Here is a 17,360-nt window from a genome sequence, read left to right as displayed (position 1 = left end):
AGTGGGATCGGGGGCGGCCCGACCAGAGATGAACAAGAACGGACACATGCTGGGAAAAGATGAGGTTCTAGGACTGCTCGAAAAATGGGATATTCCGTTTACCTGCGAGGAGCACAGCTCGGTGTTCAATATGTCCGAGTCTGGCCTGTTGACGCTGTCCTTAACGGGGGCTCGATGCAAGAATCTGCTTCTGCAGAACAAGAAGGACAATTACTTTCTCGTCGTCACGACCGCCACGAAATCGCTCAACCTCGTTGAACTCGCTGACGCACTGGGCAGCAAACGTCTCTCGTTTGCCTCTGCGGACAAACTGCTCGAACTGCTCGGTATTCGTTCGGGATCGCTGAGCCCGCTTGCGCTCGTCAATGACAAGGCCGGCCGGGTGCGTCTGGTCATCGATGCGGAACTCCGAGATGAAGACAACTTTCTGTTTCATCCGCTCGAAAACAATGCGAGTGTCTCGCTCTCCCGGCACGGTCTCGATGAGTTTTTGCGCCACGTCGAGCATCCGGTCGAATGGTTTTCCGGCTGTGCCAGGCAGGATGCGTAATTTTGAGCAGGCGGCCCGTCAGGGGGCATGTCGCAGTATGCGTACGTTAAGTATGATTCCGCGGATGCAAAAAAACGGGGAATATAATCCCCCCAAAAAACTCCACATAAAAATTGAGTCGTGAAAGTTATTTCACTTAATGCTCGTGAATTTGCAATTAAATCGCTCAATAAATCTATTCAAAAAGCACTCTACCGAATTTGGATTCTTTTCGCATATCCGATCCGCTTTCGCTTTACTCTCCTCGCAGATCATCTTGTTAGCCTCCTCGTTACTCCTACCGTAGGTGGAAAAGGCTGCGATTGGAAAAAGACAAATAGCAAGACAAATCGTTTTTCTCATAAAGACCCCATTTAATTAAAGTTAACGATTTTTCTTCATGCAAGTAAACCAAGATGACTCCAAAAATAGAGCCATCGATTTTATTATTGAGATCGCAATCCCCCGCGCATATAAGAATATTCTGATTCTGAGAAGCAACTATTTAACAGCAATAACAGGGAAGTGCGAAAGCAGGACCTAGTACGAGGAGCACTTCGGCGAGCCGGCGCTGGAGGCAGATTGGGCTTCAGGAGGCTTCAGTTGTCGCGATAAACGCAACCGCGGCAGCGCGCTCCTGCGTTGCGATGTGCCATGCCGTTCTGTCCGTTGCGGACATTCTTCCTTGCGGCCGTCCGCCTATTATGCGTAGCGTCGCCCGAAATTGGTGCACGCGGGCACCTCGGCGGTTGTTGCGCTTGAGCGCATCGGGGACACGGCTAGTGATCGTTTGCGCTGCCGAAACTGGCGTACCGGAATGCCATCATTTCCGATCCGGAATATGAAGCCGAGGTGCGAAATCCTGATACGAGTCTGCCGGTTATTCAACACAGATCTGACTTCGGCGTTGTTTCCCCCGCGCAGCCGCATCGTTTCAGCGCTAATGAACCTCTTGCGTTGCTCGTTTTCCAGATAGGCGACGTGGTAGTCGATTCAGGTGGTCTGGACGTTGCACCGCCCTGTGTAGTGCGGCCGTCATAACTGACTTGGCCGGTTGAGCCAAGATCACCCGTTGGGGTTGCGGTGCCGTGCGCAGGCAAAGAGATTTGCCCGTCGAGGTGGCGACGCATGAAGTCGTTGTAACAGCTCAAAGCCGAGTTGAAAAATGCATGCGACTTACTCGCGGAGATCACTGATTTTAGATTCCACGACTTGCGCCATACTTGGCTAGTTGGCACGTCCAAAACGCAATGCCGTTGCAAGCCGTGATGGAGATGGGAGGATGGTCTAGCTATAAGAGGGTTTTACGCTATGCCCACCTTGCCCCTGACCATCTGGCTGAGCACGCAAGCTCGGCCACAATTTGGGCACAAACTCACCGGAGTTTTGGGGCACAAGAAAACAAAAAGGCCGGATAACCGGCCTTAGAGTCAAGCAGCATAAGGATCTTGGCGGAGAGGGTGGGATTCGAACCCACGATACGGTATAACCGTATACCGGATTTCGAGTCCGGCGCATTCGACCACTCTGCCACCTCTCCAAGCGTTCTTTCTGCTTTGGTTCGCCGCCTGAGTGGCCTCAAGCAGCGAGAAAGAGATTATAGCGGAATTTCTCCCGCTGCCAACCCCCTTTTCAAGATTTTTTTACGCAGCCGGCGCAAGACGCTCGATACCGCCCATGTACGGACGCAGCACGTCGGGCACCGTCACCGAACCATCGGCGTTCTGATAGTTCTCCAGCACCGCGACCAACGCACGCCCCACCGCCAGCCCCGAGCCGTTGAGCGTATGCACCAGCTCCGGCTTGCCCTGTGCATTGCGATAACGCGCCTGCATCCGGCGTGCCTGGAAGTTCTCCATGTTCGAACACGACGAAATCTCGCGGTAAGTATTCTGCGCCGGAATCCACACTTCCATGTCGTACGTCTTCGCACTGCCGAAACCCATGTCGCCCGTGCACAGCACAATCGTGCGGTACGGCAGCTTCAGCTTCTGCAGGATCGCTTCGGCATGCCCGACCAGCTTCTCCAGCGTGTCGTACGACTCTTCCGGACGCACCACGTGCACCAGCTCGACCTTGTCGAACTGATGCTGACGAATCATGCCGCGCGTGTCCTTGCCATAGCTGCCCGCCTCCGAGCGGAAGCACGGCGTATGCGCCACCATGTGCATCGGCACCTGATCGGCGGCCAGCAACTCGTCACGTACGAGATTCGTCAACGACACTTCCGCCGTCGGAATCAGATAGAAGTTCTCGATGCGCTCGCCATCCTCACCGCCGACCTTGCGCGGCACCTTGAACAGATCGTCCTCGAACTTCGGCAACTGGCCCGTGCCGCGCATCGACGCCGCATTCACGATGTACGGCACGTACATTTCCGTGTAGCCGTGCTCCCACGTGTGCGTGTCGATCATGAACTGCGCCAGCGCACGATGCAGCCGCGCAATCCCACCCCTCATCACCGAGAAACGTGCGCCAGCGAGCTTCGCCGCGGCGTCGAAATCCAAACCCAGCTTCGCGCCAAGCTCCACGTGATCGCGCGGCGCGAAGTCGAACTCGCGCGGCGTGCCCCAGCGACGCACCTCCACATTCTGCGTCTCGTCCGCGCCGACCGGCACGCTCTCGTGCGGCAGGTTCGGCACGCCGAGCAGCAACTCCGACAGACGCGCCTGGATTTCCTCGAGACGTACCGACGATGCCTTGAGCGTATCGGCAATGCCGCCGACTTCGGCGATCTCGGCCGAGGCATCCTCGCCCTTGCCCTTCTTCATGCCGACCTGCTTCGAGAGCGCATTGCGACGCGCCTGCAGCTCCTCGGTTTGCGTCTGGATCTGCTTGCGCTCCGCCTCGAGCGCGGCGAACGTCGCCACGTCCAGCGTGTAGCCGCGCGTCTTCAGTCGCGCCGCAACGCCATCGAGATCCTTGCGAAGAAGTTGAATGTCGAGCATGGTGGGATGTCTGTCGTTAGCGGCCCACACGCGTGGGCCATGGAATTCGTTGTGGCCGTCCGCCGCGCCCGCATGGCGCGCAGAACAGCATCAAAGCGGAGATTTTACCAAACGCTCACCGCGATTTCGTCGGATTTCGCCCGGCGACGCGCAATGCCATCGCCAGACGACGCCCGAAGGCCGGCGAAACCGGCGCTCGCATCTCCGGCGAATCAGGCTGACTCGCCGTCGGAAGGTTCTGCCGGTGGCGCCTTTCCGGAAGATGCCGCGCCCGCACCACCGGACTTTCCAGCGGCTTCGGGCTGGCGCCCCTTGGCATTCGCACGACGCCACTCGGCATCGAGCGACTTCAGCCAGTTGAGCTTCTCGCCGATCTTGCCCTCCAGCCCGCGCGGCACCGGACGGTACCAGTTCTGTGCGCGCAAGTCGTCGGGGAAGTACGTCTCGCCCGCAGCGTAAGCATCCGGCTCGTCGTGGGCGTAGCGGTACTCGTGCCCGTAGCCAAGCTCCTTCATCAGCTTCGTCGGCGCGTTGCGGAGATGGATCGGCACCGCGCGCGACTTGTCCTTGCCGACGAACGCCCGCGCCTGATTGTAGGCGTTATAGCCCGCGTTCGACTTGGGCGCCGCGGCAAGATAGAGAATGGCCTGAGCCAACGCCAGCTCGCCTTCCGGTGTGCCGAGCCGCTCGTACGTCTCGGCCGCATCCAGTGCAATGCGCGCCGCACGCGGATCGGCCAGCCCGATGTCCTCCCACGCCATGCGAACGATGCGGCGCGCGAGATAGCGCGGATCCGCGCCGCCGTCGAGCATGCGGCAGAACCAGTACAACGCACCGTCCGGCGAACTGCCGCGCACCGACTTGTGCAACGCGCTGATCTGGTCGTAAAACGCATCGCCGCCCTTGTCGAAGCGACGCAGATTCTCGGCGAGCACGCTCGCCAGCAACGCTTCGTCGATGGTATCGAGCCCTTGCGACGTCGCCGCTTGCGCCACGATCTCCACGTTGTTGAGCAGCTTGCGACCGTCTCCGTCAGCCGAATCGATCAGCCCCCGACGCGCCTCGTCCGTGAACGCGATATCGCCCAATTCGTGCGCCGCGCGCGCGACCATCTCGCCGAGCTCTTCGTCGTTCAGACTCTTGAGCACGTACACCGCTGCACGCGAGAGCAATGCCCCATTCACTTCGAACGACGGGTTCTCCGTCGTCGCGCCAACGAAGATGAACAGGCCCGATTCGACATGCGGCAGGAACGCGTCCTGCTGCGCCTTGTTGAAACGGTGCACCTCGTCGACGAACACCACCGTCTGCCTGCCCTGTCCACGCTGGATCTGCGCCGCTTCGACCGCGTCGCGAATGTCCTTCACCCCCGAAAGCACGGCGGACAGCGCAATGAAATAGGCCTTGAAAGCGTCGGCCATGAGCCGCGCGAGCGTGGTCTTGCCCACACCGGGAGGGCCCCACAGAATCATCGAGTGCGGCCGCCCGGCCTCGAACGCCACGCGCAAAGGTTTCCCCTTGCCCAGCAAGTGGCGCTGGCCAATCACGTCGTCAATGGTATGTGGGCGCAGGCGCTCGGCCAATGGCACCGAAGCCGACAGGGGGGTGTCGTCTGGCATGTCTTCAAGCAGCGCGGCCGGGAAGCCCCGGCCGCATACGGATCATCAGATGCCTCATTATGCCAGCCCGGCGGCGGCGCAGCCGGCAAGCCCTTCGGCGCAGACCGGCAGCGAAGCCCGGCCAACAGTCGGCACCGGTCAGCCCTTGATCAGGTCCGCCCCCTTGGGCATCGTGAACTTGAAGTTATCCGGCGACATCGGCGGGTTCTTCTGGATCTTGTCGAAGGAGAGCAACGTCACGTTGCCGAACGCATCATAGAGTTCCATGGCCGCCAGCGTGCCGTCGCGAAAACCGATGCCCACGCGCTGGAACTGCGTGTCCTGCGACTTCGGCCGCAACTCGACCCAGTCGATGCCGTTCTTCACGCCGGCATCCTTGAGCGTGAAATTCTTCTCGATGTCGTTGCTGCCGAACAGGATTGCCGCCGGACTCGCGCCCAGCGAGGCGCCCAGCTTGCGCTCGGTCACCTGGTTCAGATCCTTGTCGTAGATGTAGAGCGTTTCGCCATCAGCCTGCAGAAGCTGGTCGTACGGCTTCACGTACCGCCAGATGAAGCGGCCCGGACGCGAGAACTCGAAGGTTCCGGAAGACGTGTTCGCCACCGACACGTTGCCGTCCTTCTGCGCCTTCACCTGCTTTTGCTCGAACTCGCCACGCGCCGACTTCACCTGCGCGGCAAATGCCTTGAGCTGCGCGGTGCCGCTCGCATACGCGGGCGCGACCAGCGCCGCCATCGTCACACCAACAACACCCGCCATGAGCGGCAAACCGCGCTTGAATCCCAGCATGATCCTTATTCTCCTTCGCGATTCGGCACCAGGATCTCCCGATTGCCATTGCTCGCCATCGCCGACACCACGCCGGCCTGTTCCATCTGTTCGAGAAGCCGGGCCGCGCGATTGTAGCCGATGCGCAAGTGCCGCTGCACCAGCGAAATCGACGCACGACGCTGCTTGAGCACCACCGCGACGGCCTGATCGTACAGCGGATCGGACTCGCCGCCGCCCTCGCCGGTTCCCCCGGCCCCGCCGTCGGCGCCACCGTCCTCGCCCTCGGCCGCACCGTCCAGAATGCCCTCGACGTAGTTCGCCTCGCCCTGCTCCTTGAGACGCTCGACCACGCGATGCACTTCGTCATCGGCCACGAAAGCCCCATGCACCCGCAGCGGCAAACCGGTGCCCGGCGGCATGTACAGCATGTCGCCCATGCCGAGCAGCGTCTCGGCGCCCTGCTGATCGAGAATGGTCCGCGAATCGATCTTCGACGACACCTGGAACGCCACGCGCGTCGGCACGTTCGCCTTGATGAGACCGGTAATGACGTCGACCGACGGACGCTGCGTCGCCAGAATCAGGTGGATCCCCGCCGCCCGCGCCTTCTGCGCGATACGCGCAATCAGCTCTTCGACCTTCTTGCCGACCACCATCATCAGGTCGGCCAGCTCGTCGATCACGACCACGATGTACGGCAGGCGCGCAAGCGGTTCGGGCTCCTCGGGTGTGAGCGAGAACGGATTGGGAATGTGTTCGTCGCGCTTGGCCGCGTCGTCGATCTTGTTGTTGTAGCCGGCGAGATTGCGCACGCCGAGCTTGCTCATGAGCTTGTAGCGGCGCTCCATCTCGGCCACCACCCAGTTCAGCGCATGCCCGGCCTGACGCATGTCCGTCACCACCGGGCACAGCAAATGCTGGATGCCCTCGTACATGCTCATTTCGAGCATCTTCGGATCGATCAGGATCAAACGGACCTGCTCGGCCGTGGCCTTGTAGAGCAACGACAGGATCATCGCGTTGATGCCAACCGACTTGCCCGAGCCGGTCGTGCCGGCCACCAGCAGGTGAGGCATCTTCGCCAGATCGGCCACCACCGGCTTGCCGCCGATGTCCTTGCCGAGCGCCAGCGTGAGCAGCGACGATGAGTCGTTGTAGATCTCCGAGCCGAGAATTTCCGTCAGCCGCACCGTCTGACGACGCGGATTCGGCAACTCCAGCCCCATGAAATTCTTGCCCGGGATGGTCTCGACCACGCGGATCGACACCAAAGAGAGCGAACGCGCCAGATCCTTGGCCAGGTTCACGATCTGACTGCCCTTGACGCCCGTGGCCGGCTCGATCTCGTAGCGCGTGATGACCGGGCCGGGATAGGCCGCGACGACACTCACTTCGACGCCAAAATCCTTGAGCTTCTTCTCGATCAGGCGCGAAGTGAATTCGAGCGTCTCGGCGGACACGGTTTCCTGCGCGGCCGGTGCGGCGTCGAGCAACGCCAGCGGCGGCAGGATCGAGTCGGGCAGTTCGGCAAACAGCGGCGCCTGCTTTTCCTTCTCGACACGCTCGCTCTTGGGCACGACCTTGACCGGCGGCACGATCTGCACCGGCTCATGAACCTCGGCGCGCACGCGGTTCTGCACCACGGCGCCCTCGCGCGCGATCGCCGCTTCCTCGCCCAGACGCCGGTCCTGACGGGCTTCGCGACGCCGGCGGATCACGGTGCCCGTGTCGAGAATCAGCGCACCGAGCTTCTCGGCAGCCGACAGCCACGAGAAATGGAACAGCAGGGACAAACCGAACGCGAAGATGAGCAACAGCGCGAGCGTGCCGCCCGTGAAGCCGAGCGCGTGCTGGAAGAAGCCGCCGACGGTCTCGCCGATCACGCCGCCGGACGCGCGCGGCAGTTGAGCCTTGAAACGGTACAGACGCAGCGATTCGATACCGGCGCTCGAGAGCAGCACCATCAGGGAGGAGACGATCTCCACCCAACCGCCGCTGGCGAGCCGTTCGCGCAGCGGGGGCGCCTCGCGCCTGGCGGAGATGCGCCGGTAGCCCGACACCACGCGCCGGGCAATGAATACGACCAGCCAGTACGCGGACAGGCCGAGCATGAGCAGCAGCATGTCTGCCACCCAGGCGCCGACGCGCCCCGCCCAGTTGGCGATACGCTCCACGTGCGCCGCATGCGTCCAGCTGGGGTCCAGACGGCTGTACGAGAACAGCGCCATCAACAGGAACACCATCAGCGCGACTTGCGCCATCCAGCGGATTTCATGGAAAAGATGCGTCACCCGGTTGGGCAACGACGATCCGGCACCAGCAGAGTAGGAAGATTTCGTCGTCATCAAGCCATGAGGTTGGGCGGGCAGACGGGCGGCCTGCCGCGCGGCAAGGCTCCATTGTAAACAACTATTACAACGCTTAACGCAGGAAAAGGTGACAACCAGTAACGCCGTCCTCCGCGCCGGCCCCGCCGGTGCCGGTGCCGGTGTCGGTGTCGGTGTCGGTGTCGGTGCGCAAGGCGACTTCCAGGGCGTCCGACTCCGATACGTCGGCCAGCCGCCTCAGCGGCCCGCCGTCGCGGTGCTTCCCGACGCCCCGGCCGCTCTGCCCCGGCCACCGGCGGCCCTGCCTCGCCCGACGGAACCGCCGTCCTTGCGTTTTACCGCTCCGCCCCCAGATTTCAGGCGTATCCCGGCGTCGTTTCTCGCCCCTCGGCCGGCGCGCAGGCTATCGTTCCGATTGCGAGGCTCGATCAACGAAACGACATCGGCCCCTTATAATGTCGGTTTGCGCCGGTCCTCCGGCGTCGGCTTTCATCCCCCTTTCCGGTGAGTCCGTCCATGTCCGCTCCCAAGCACGCCAAAGTCCTGATTCTCGGTTCCGGCCCCGCCGGTTACAGCGCCGCCGTCTATGCCGCGCGCGCCAACCTCAACCCCGTGCTGATCACCGGCCTCGCCCAGGGCGGCCAACTGATGACCACCACCGACGTCGAGAACTGGCCCGGCGACCCGCATGGTGTACAAGGCCCCGAACTGATGGAGCGCATGCAAAAGCACGCCGAGCAGTTCAACACCGAGATGATCTTCGACCACATCCATACGGCGCACCTCAACGAGCGCCCGCTGCGCCTGGTCGGCGACTCCGGCGAGTACACGACCGACGCCCTCATCATCGCCACCGGCGCCTCGGCCCAATACCTGGGCCTGCCCTCGGAAGACGCCTTCGCGGGCCGCGGCGTATCCGCCTGCGCCACCTGCGACGGCTTCTTCTACAAAGGCAAGGAAGTCTGCGTGGTCGGCGGCGGCAACACGGCTGTCGAAGAAGCGCTCTATCTGGCGAACATCGCCAGCAAGGTCACCGTGATCCACCGCCGCGACAAGTTCCGCGCCGAGCCGATCCTCATCGATCGTCTGCTGGAGAAGGCCAAGCAAGGCGTGGTCGAGCTCAAGTACGACCACGTGCTCGACGAAGTGACCGGCGACGAGTCCGGCGTGACCGGCGTTCGCGTCAAGAACGTGAAGACGGGCGCGCACGAGGACATCGCGCTGCATGGCGTGTTCATCGCCATCGGCCACAAGCCGAACACGGACATATTCGAAGGTCAGCTCGAGATGAAGAACGGCTACATCGTCACGCACAGCGGCCTGAACGGCAATGCCACGGCCACCAGCGTGCCGGGCGTGTTCGCCGCCGGCGACGTGCAGGATCACGTCTACCGCCAGGCCATTACCAGCGCGGGCACCGGCTGCATGGCAGCGCTCGACGCCCAGCGCTACCTCGAGAATCTGGACCAGTAAGCCGGAGGAGCCTGAGGGCTTCAAGGCGGCGCCTGCATCGCGTGAATGGTCGCGCGGCGCGGGCGCCGTTCTCGTCTGCCCCTTTCAGTCGGCCCCTTTTCATTCTTCATTCGGGCGGCCCGCGGCAGCACGCAGCGATCGCCGACGGCCCGACGGGCCGACTCCAATACGTTTCAATCCTTGTTCACGCCATCATGAGCAAGAAGCCCCCCAAACTCGGCCTCGGCGACCTCGCCGGTCTGCGCGATTCGCTCGCCAGGGAAACGGCGCAACGCGAAGCCGAGCGCCTGGCCGCCGCCAAGCGCGCCGCCCAGGCCGCACGCGATGCCAATGTCTTTCGCGACAGCATCGGCGACATCGCCCCACTCTCCGGCAAGGGCGCGGCCAACCGCGTCGAGCACCCGCGTCAGCCGCCGGATCCGGTGGCGCGCCAGACGCAGGAAGACGAAGCGGCGGTGCTGTCCGAATCGCTCTCCGACGAGTTCGATCCCGAAGCGCTGTTCGATACGGACGACCGGCTGTCCTATCGGCGTCCGAGCATCAGCCGGGGCACGCTGGTCAAGCTCCAGCGCGGCGACTGGGTCGTGCAGGCCCAGATCGATCTGCACGGCATGCGCCGCGACGAAGCGCGTGAAGCGTTGTCCGCCTTTCTGCATGACGTCGTCAAGCGCGGACTGCGATGCGTGCGCGTCATTCACGGCAAGGGGCTGGGCTCGGTGAACCGCGAACCGGTGCTCAAGGACAAGGTCCGCAGTTGGCTCGCGCAGAAGAACGAAGTGCTGGCCTGGGTGCAGGCCCAGGGGCGCGACGGTGGGGGCGGTGCGCTGGTAGTATTGCTCCAGGCGGCGCAGACCAGAACGGCTCGCCCGGGCGCCTGACGCTCCACGCCGCCATCGGCGCGCACGGCAGCGCGCCTTCGCGCCGCAAATGCCGCCGCAGATCACGACGCGTCACCGAGAGGATTCGCCGATGATTCACGAGATGAGCGCCCAACTGCATACGATTCTGGCCATCATGGAGGCCATTGCCGTATTGTCGTGCGCCATCTCCGGCTTCGCGGAAGCCCGCAAGCAGCATCTCGACCCGGTCGGCGCGTTCGTGCTGGCCTTCGCGACCGCCTTCGGCGGCGGCACCCTGCGCGACGTGCTGCTCGATCACCGTCCCTTCTACTGGGTGCAGCATCAGTGGTACACCGTGCTCATCCTCGTGCTCTCGCTGTCGACGTCCGGTGTGCTGCGACTCGTCTCGCGCGTGGCGACCGAGCGCGTGCTGCTCATTACCGACGCCATCGGATTGGGGTTCTTCAGCGCGTCGGGCACGTCGCTGGCGCTGCAGACGGACATGTCCGCGTTCATGTCCGTGATGATGGGCGTGATCACCGGCGTGGGCGGCGGCGTGATGCGCGACATCCTTTGCAACGAGGTGCCGCTCGTGCTGCGCGATACGCGTCCCTATGCGGTCTGCGCCTTCATCGGCGGATGGATCTATATCGCCCTCACCTACGCCGACATCGACCCCGTCTACTCGCTCTCGATCAGCGCGCTTTCCGTCATCGCGGTGCGGCTGCTTACCGTGGCGTTCGACGTCCGGCTCAAGTCGTAGCCGGCGCGGCCTGGGACGCGATCCCGTGCGCCAATACGAAACAATGCGAGGCAAACGTCAAAGGGCGACGCCGCTCGCGCAGCCGTCGCCCTCGTCCCTGCCGTCGTCTCACTACTGCCCGGCCGCCACTGCAGGTTGCTCGCCTATCCCACCTATCCCGCCTCAACCACTTCAGACCGCCTGCTCGCCCTCTTCGCCGGTGCGGATGCGAATCACACGCTCCACGTCGGTCACGAAGATCTTGCCGTCGCCGATCTTGCCGGTGCGCGCCGCACTCAGCACGGCGTCGATGACCTGCTCGGCCTGCGCCGCGCTCACCACGACTTCGATCTTGATCTTCGGCAGAAAGTCGACCACGTACTCGGCGCCGCGATACAGCTCGGTGTGCCCCTTCTGACGGCCGAAGCCTTTCACTTCCGTGACGGTCAGGCCCGTGACCCCGACTTCGGCCAGGGCCTCGCGGACTTCGTCGAGCTTGAACGGTTTGATGATGGCAGTTACGCGTTTCATTGTCGCCTCGATATCTTGGTTGGAGTGTTCTGAAAATTCGCCGGGCTATTGTACCGGTCCGGCGGCGGCACCCCGATGACAGCGGGCCCCGCGCGACGGGACCGGCTCAGGCGTGTGGGTCATCGGGCACCGTATCGAGGTCAGCGAGCCACACCACCGACTCCGAATCGCTCGGCGCACGCCAGTCGCCGCGCGGCGAAAGCGAGCCGCCCGTGCCGACCTTGGGCGCGTTCGGAATGCACGAGCGCTTGAACTGGCTGGTGCGGAAGAACCGGTCCAGGAAGATGCGCAGGTTGCGCTTGATGGCGACCAGATCGTACGCATGGCGGGCAAGATGCCCTTCGTCGGGCCAACGTTCCTTCGATGCGTCGTGCCAGGCGCTCCACGCCAGAAACGCGACCTTGCGTGGCGCGTAGCCGAAGCGCAGCGTGTAATACAGGTTGAAGTCCTGCAGTTCGTACGGCCCGATGAAATGCTCGGTGCGCTGCTCCGGCGCACCGTTTGCCTTGCCGGGCACGAGCTCCGGACTGATTTCCGTCTCGAGGATGTCGATGAGCACGTTGCGGCGATGTGCGACACCCTTCGTGTCTTTCGCCTCCTTGGCATCCTTGCTGCTGGCCGCTTTCACCGACGCCGCGCCGCTCAGTTGCCCCGTCTCGGCAACCCAGCGCACAAGGTGCATGATGAGCGTCTTCGGCACGCTGGCGTTCACGTTGTAGTGCGACATGTGGTCGCCCACGCCATAGGTGCACCAGCCCAGCGCCAGCTCGCTCAGATCGCCGGTGCCGATCACGATCGCACCGAGATGATTCGCCAGACGGAACAGGTGATTGGTCCGCTCGCCCGCCTGCACGTTTTCGAAGGTGACGTCGTAGACCTCCTTGCCCTCGGCGAATGGATGCTCCAGATCCTTGAGCATCTGCATGCAGCTCGGGCGAATGTCGACTTCGCGCGCCGTGCAGCCGACCGCCTCCATCAACTCGCGCGCCTGGCGCAGCGTGCGCTCGCTCGTGGCAAAGCCGGGCATGGTGTACGCGAGGATATTGGTGCGCGGCAGCCCCAGCCGGTCCATGACCTTCGCGCACACGAGCAGTGCGTGCGTCGAATCGAGACCGCCCGACACACCGATCACCACCTTCTGGATCTTCGACGACGACAGGCGCTGCATCAACGCCTGCACCTGGATGTTGTAGACCTCGTGGCAACGCTCGTCGCGACGGCGCGGATCGGCCGGCACGTACGGGAAGCGTTCGATGGCGCGCGCGAGCGGCAGCTCCGCGTCGCGCGGCACGGCGACGTCGACCTTGATCGTGCGAAAGCGGGCGACCTCGTCGGCGTGGCGGCGCACCGACACGCCGAACGTCGTTTGATGCATGCGCTCGCGCGCGAGCCGCTCCAGGTCGACGTCCGCGTAGATCAGATGCGACTCGCTCGCAAAACGGGCCGACTCGGCCAGCATGTCGCCATTCTCGTAGATGAGCGCCTGACCGTCCCATGCGAGATCGGTCGTCGACTCGCCCTGCCCGGCCGACGTGTAGAGATACGCCGCGAGGCAGCGCGCCGATTGTTGCGCGACCAGTTGATGGCGATAAGCCGACTTGCCGACGACGATGTTCGAGGCCGACAGGTTGACGAGCACCGTCGCGCCGGCCAGCGCCGCGAAGGACGATGGCGGCACCGGCACCCAGACGTCCTCGCAGATTTCGCAATGAAAGCGCAACAGCGGCTGATCCACCGCTTCGAAGACGAGCGAGCCGAACGGCACGGCGTCGCCGAGCAGCGTCACCGTGTCGACGCCGGCATCGTCCGCGGCATTGAACTGACGCGCTTCGTAGAATTCGCTGTAATTCGGCAGATACGTCTTGGGGACGACGCCGTGAATGCGGCCGCGCGCGATCACCACGGCGCAGTTGAAGAGCCGCTGCTGCACACGCACCGGCATGCCCACGATCAGCGCGGCGCCGAGTTCGCGACTCGCGTCGATGATCGAGGCGAGCGCCGCGTCGCACGCATCGATCAGCGCGCGTTGCTGGAACAGGTCTTCGCAGGAATAGGCCGGAATGCCCAACTCGGGGAAGGCGACCAGCACGGCGCCGGCGGCATCGGCCTCGCGCGCCAGCGCAATGGTCTGCGCCGCGTTGTAAGCGGGATCGGCCACGCGGCATTGCGGCACTCCGACGGCCACACGCGCGAAGTCGTGGTTATAGAGATTGAGGAATCGGTTGGTCATGTCGGCGGCTACCAGGCATCGCCCATTTGACGGCGCCTCGGCAGGCGGCGCAGCCCCTGCGGCTTGCACGCCCGCCCAGCGCTGTCGGCGGACGGTGAGAATCGCCAGTATATTACGCGAGCCCTTGTTTTGCCGGGGCTCGCCATGCCCGTTCGAACGTCAGCACGTTACCCGTTTGAACGGGGTATGCGCTTCGAGCTCGCCGATGTGCTCGTCCATCGCCGACGTCTCCGCATCGAGGAATTCCGCGATGGCATCGGCAAAACGCGCATCGGCGATCCAGTGCGCCGACCACGTCGGCGTGGGCAACAGGCCGCGCGACATCTTGTGCACGCCCTGCGCACCGCCCTCGAAGCTGCGCAATCCATGCGCGATGCAATACTCGATGCCCTGCGCGTAACACGTCTCGAAGTGCATGCCCGAGACGAAGTCCGTGGTGCCCCAGTAGCGTCCATACATCGTGTCGCCGCTCACCACATTGAGCGCACAGGCCAGCGGCTCGCCATCGCGCTCGGCCTGCACGATCAGCAGCGCATCGGGCATCGCCGCATGCACCTGCGCGAAGAACTCGCGCGTCAGATACGGCGCATTCCAGTGCTCGCGATACGTGTTGTCGTAACAGCGATAGAAGAAGTCGAGCGCCGCGTCGTCGATGTCGGCGCCACGCAGCCATCGGTACGTCACTCCGGCGTCGCGCACCCGACGACGGTCCTGCTTCAGCTTCTTGCGCTTCTCCTGGTTCATCTGCGCGAGGAAGTCGTCGAATGTCTCGAAACCCGCGTTCTCCCAGTGAAACTGCACGCCTTCGCGCAGCAGGTATCCCGCTTCGGTCAGCGCCGCCAGGTCGTCGTCGTGCGTGAACAGCACATGAATCGACGAGAGCTCCATCTGTTTGGCGAAGGCGATGGCGCCGCGCGCGAGCGCTACGCGATCGGCGTGCGTACGCGCCAGCAGGCGCGGCCCCGTGACGGGTGAGAATGGTACCGCGCACAGCAGCTTCGGGTAGTAACGCAGCCCGTGGCGCGCAAAGGCATCGGCCCACGCGTGGTCGAAGACATACTCGCCGCGCGAATGCGACTTCACATAGAGCGGCATGGCGCCCACGAGCACATCGCCCGCATGCATGAGCAGATAGGCCGGCTGCCAGCCGGTACGCTTCGACGCACAACCGCTCTCATGCATGGCGTGCAAGAACGCGTGCTGCACAAAGGGATTGCCGCCCGCCAGCGCGTTCCACGCGTCGGCCGGCACGTCTTCGATCGATTGCACTACACGGATGACGACTTCGCTACTCACCGCTCACCTCACTCCGAACCGGTCTCCCGGCATGAACGCCGACAGCCATTGTCGCCGAACTTGACGTCGCCTTCAGCCAGGACATGCTGCCACAACAACTTACCAAAAGTAAGTTACTATTGGTAAGTTATTTATCGTCAAAGGTAATCTGTCATGCAAGCCCTTCTCGTCGTCGCACACCCCGACCCGCATTCGCTCACGCATGGCGTGGCCGCACGGATTGCCGAAGGCATCGTCGAATCCTCGGCGCAGCATTGTGTCGAACTCGCCGATCTGGCCGCCGAAGGCTTCGATCCGCGCTTTACACAGGCCGACATCGCGCTGTTCCGGAAGGCGGCGAGAGCGCCGGCCGACGTGGCGGCCGAACACGCCCGCATCGACCGCGCCGACGCGCTGGTGCTCGTCTATCCGATTTACTGGTGGTCCTTCCCCGCGCTGCTCAAGGGCTGGATCGACCGCGTGTTTACACAGGGCTGGGCTTATGAAGACGTGGAGGGCGGCAAGATCGCGAAGAAGCTCCAGCGCCTTCGCGTGCATCTGGTGGCGATCGGCGGCGCGGATCAGCGAACGATCGCGCGACACGGCTACTTCGGCGCGATGAAGACGCAGATCGACCACGGCATCTTCGACTATTGCGGCGCGCGCGTCGTCACTTCCGAGTTGCTGCTGGCCTCCGACACCGGTTACCCTGAAGCCCATCTCGAAACGGCGCGAGCCCTGGGCCGCAGGATTTTCGCCGCGCAACCCCACCCCTGAACGTTCCACGTTGACCATGAGCCCGACCACCGCCACGCCCCCACGCCGCCGCATGCCGCGCGAAGCCCGCACGCGGCAGCTTCTCGACGTGGCGTGGACGCTCGTCGGCGACGAAGGCACCGACGCCCTCACACTCGGACGACTGGCCGATCAGGCCGGCGTGACCAAGCCGCTCGTGTACGACCACTTCGGCACGCGCAACGGCCTGCTGGCCGCGCTCTACCAGGACTACGACGAACGGCAGACGGCTATCTTCGATCGCACCGTCGCCGCGGCGGAACCCACCTTGCGGGACAAGGCCTGCGCCATCGCGTCGGGCTATGTGGCGTGCGTACTGACCCAGGGACGCGAGATCTCCGGCGTGCTGGCCGCCCTTTCCGGCTCCGCGGAACTCGCGGCCGTGAAACGGCAGTACCAGGAGCGCTTCATCGAGAAATGCGCGGCGGTGCTCGCGCCGTTCGCTGGCGCTCATGGCGTTGCGCGCTCGGACATGTGGGCGATTCTCGGCGCGGCCGACTCCGTCTCGGACGCGGCTGCGACCGGCGACATCCCGCAAGCGCAAGCGACGCGGACCCTCGAACGGATCATCCTGGCGATGATTACCGGCGACGCCGAAACGCCTGCTGCGAACGCGCCGTCCGGTAAAGCGCAGCGCCGTCGCGCCTGAGAACAAAAAACCCGGCGCGAGGCCGGGTTCTTCGGAGGCCGCCGAGGCGGCGCGGCAGACGGAAATCGCTTACTTCTTGGCGTTGGCCACGCCGTCGACGATTTCCTTGTGGGCGGCTTCGATGCCTTCCCAACCTTCGACCTTGACCCACTTGCCCTTCTCGAGCGCCTTGTACTGCTCGAAGAAGTGCTTGATCTGGTCCTTCAGGTAGCCCGGCACGTCCTCGATCGACTTCATGTGCGCCGTCATCGGGCAGATCTTGTCGACCGGCACGACCACCAGCTTGGCGTCCACGCCCGACTCATCGGTCATGTTGAGCATGCCCAGCGCGCGGCAGCGCACGACGGAGCCGGCCAGCAGCGGGAACGGGGTGACGACCAGCGCGTCGACGGGGTCGCCGTCGCCCGCCAGCGTTTGCGGAATGAAGCCGTAGTTGGCCGGGTAGCGCATGCCCGTGCCGATGAAGCGGTCAACGACCAGCAGGCCCAGATCCTTGTCGGCTTCATACTTCACCGGGTCGCTTTGCGCCGGGATCTCGATGATGACGTTGAAATCGTTGGGGATGTCCTTGCCGGCAGGCACGTGGTTGAAGCTCATGATGGCATTCCTGTAGATGAAAAATGGCGTACCGT

14 protein-coding genes and 1 tRNA gene are annotated in these 17,360 nt (G+C 63.6%); 6 read left to right on the top strand and 9 right to left on the bottom strand.

Going from position 1 to position 17,360, the window contains the following annotated elements; all coding sequences use genetic code 11:
* Positions 1-28 precede the first annotated feature (28 nt).
* Complete coding sequence (locus RO07_RS07130; protein WP_052267087.1) at positions 29-550, top strand: prolyl-tRNA synthetase associated domain-containing protein; 522 nt, start codon at positions 29-31, stop codon at positions 548-550.
* A gap of 1,428 nt (positions 551-1,978) precedes the next feature.
* Here RO07_RS07130 and RO07_RS07125 read toward each other — a convergent pair.
* The 5 genes from RO07_RS07125 to RO07_RS07105 form a co-directional block, all read right to left on the bottom strand.
* Positions 1,979-2,069: transfer RNA gene (locus tag RO07_RS07125), tRNA-Ser, on the bottom strand.
* Positions 2,070-2,172: 103 nt separating this feature from the next.
* Positions 2,173-3,477 (bottom strand): serine--tRNA ligase, encoded by a 1,305-nt coding sequence (serS, locus tag RO07_RS07120; RefSeq protein ID WP_039409314.1) that lies wholly within the window; start codon positions 3,475-3,477, stop codon positions 2,173-2,175.
* Positions 3,478-3,689: 212 nt separating this feature from the next.
* Positions 3,690-5,096: a replication-associated recombination protein A gene (locus RO07_RS07115; RefSeq protein ID WP_084072489.1), complete on the bottom strand. Its 1,407-nt coding sequence runs from the start codon at positions 5,094-5,096 to the stop codon at positions 3,690-3,692.
* Between the two features lie 138 nt (positions 5,097-5,234).
* Positions 5,235-5,885 (bottom strand): outer membrane lipoprotein chaperone LolA, encoded by a 651-nt coding sequence (lolA, locus tag RO07_RS07110; RefSeq protein ID WP_039409311.1) that lies wholly within the window; start codon positions 5,883-5,885, stop codon positions 5,235-5,237.
* Positions 5,886-5,890: 5 nt separating this feature from the next.
* Positions 5,891-8,212, bottom strand: a complete 2,322-nt coding sequence (locus RO07_RS07105; protein WP_039409308.1) for a DNA translocase FtsK — start codon at positions 8,210-8,212, stop codon at positions 5,891-5,893.
* Between the two features lie 498 nt (positions 8,213-8,710).
* Between RO07_RS07105 and trxB the strand changes: the two genes are divergently transcribed.
* From trxB to RO07_RS07090, 3 genes are all read left to right on the top strand, one after another.
* A complete protein-coding gene (trxB, locus tag RO07_RS07100; RefSeq protein ID WP_039409305.1) occupies positions 8,711-9,667 on the top strand; it encodes a thioredoxin-disulfide reductase in 957 nt (318 codons plus the stop codon).
* A gap of 194 nt (positions 9,668-9,861) precedes the next feature.
* Positions 9,862-10,545 carry a Smr/MutS family protein gene (locus RO07_RS07095; RefSeq protein ID WP_039409302.1) on the top strand — a complete coding sequence of 228 codons (684 nt, stop codon included), beginning with the start codon at positions 9,862-9,864 and terminating at the stop codon, positions 10,543-10,545.
* Between the two features lie 103 nt (positions 10,546-10,648).
* On the top strand, positions 10,649-11,269 hold the full coding sequence (locus RO07_RS07090; protein WP_039414574.1) for a trimeric intracellular cation channel family protein: 621 nt from the start codon (positions 10,649-10,651) through the stop codon (positions 11,267-11,269).
* A gap of 171 nt (positions 11,270-11,440) precedes the next feature.
* Here RO07_RS07090 and RO07_RS07085 read toward each other — a convergent pair whose 3' ends face one another.
* From RO07_RS07085 to RO07_RS07075, 3 genes are all read right to left on the bottom strand, one after another.
* A complete protein-coding gene (locus RO07_RS07085) occupies positions 11,441-11,779 on the bottom strand; it encodes a P-II family nitrogen regulator (protein WP_039409299.1) in 339 nt (112 codons plus the stop codon).
* 106 nt (positions 11,780-11,885) lie between these two features.
* Positions 11,886-14,009 carry an NAD(+) synthase gene (locus tag RO07_RS07080; protein WP_039409296.1) on the bottom strand — a complete coding sequence of 708 codons (2,124 nt, stop codon included), beginning with the start codon at positions 14,007-14,009 and terminating at the stop codon, positions 11,886-11,888.
* Between the two features lie 159 nt (positions 14,010-14,168).
* Positions 14,169-15,305: a GNAT family N-acetyltransferase gene (locus RO07_RS07075; protein ID WP_039409293.1), complete on the bottom strand. Its 1,137-nt coding sequence runs from the start codon at positions 15,303-15,305 to the stop codon at positions 14,169-14,171.
* 153 nt (positions 15,306-15,458) lie between these two features.
* Here RO07_RS07075 and RO07_RS07070 point away from each other — a divergent pair, with 153 nt between their 5' ends.
* Entirely contained in the window at positions 15,459-16,061 is a 603-nt protein-coding gene (locus tag RO07_RS07070) for an NAD(P)H-dependent oxidoreductase (protein WP_039409289.1), read from the top strand.
* 16 nt (positions 16,062-16,077) lie between these two features.
* Positions 16,078-16,728, top strand: a complete 651-nt coding sequence (locus tag RO07_RS07065) for a TetR/AcrR family transcriptional regulator (RefSeq protein WP_072636976.1) — start codon at positions 16,078-16,080, stop codon at positions 16,726-16,728.
* A gap of 69 nt (positions 16,729-16,797) precedes the next feature.
* Here RO07_RS07065 and ppa read toward each other — a convergent pair whose 3' ends face one another.
* The gene (ppa, locus tag RO07_RS07060) at positions 16,798-17,325 is read right to left on the bottom strand and encodes an inorganic diphosphatase (protein WP_039409287.1); all 528 of its coding nucleotides are present in this window, start codon (positions 17,323-17,325) and stop codon (positions 16,798-16,800) included.
* Positions 17,326-17,360 lie beyond the last annotated feature (35 nt).

Origin of the sequence: Pandoraea pulmonicola, from assembly GCF_000815105.2 — a bacterium.
GTDB lineage: Bacteria > Pseudomonadota > Gammaproteobacteria > Burkholderiales > Burkholderiaceae > Pandoraea > Pandoraea pulmonicola.
This window is presented reverse-complemented; position numbering and strand designations above follow the sequence as displayed.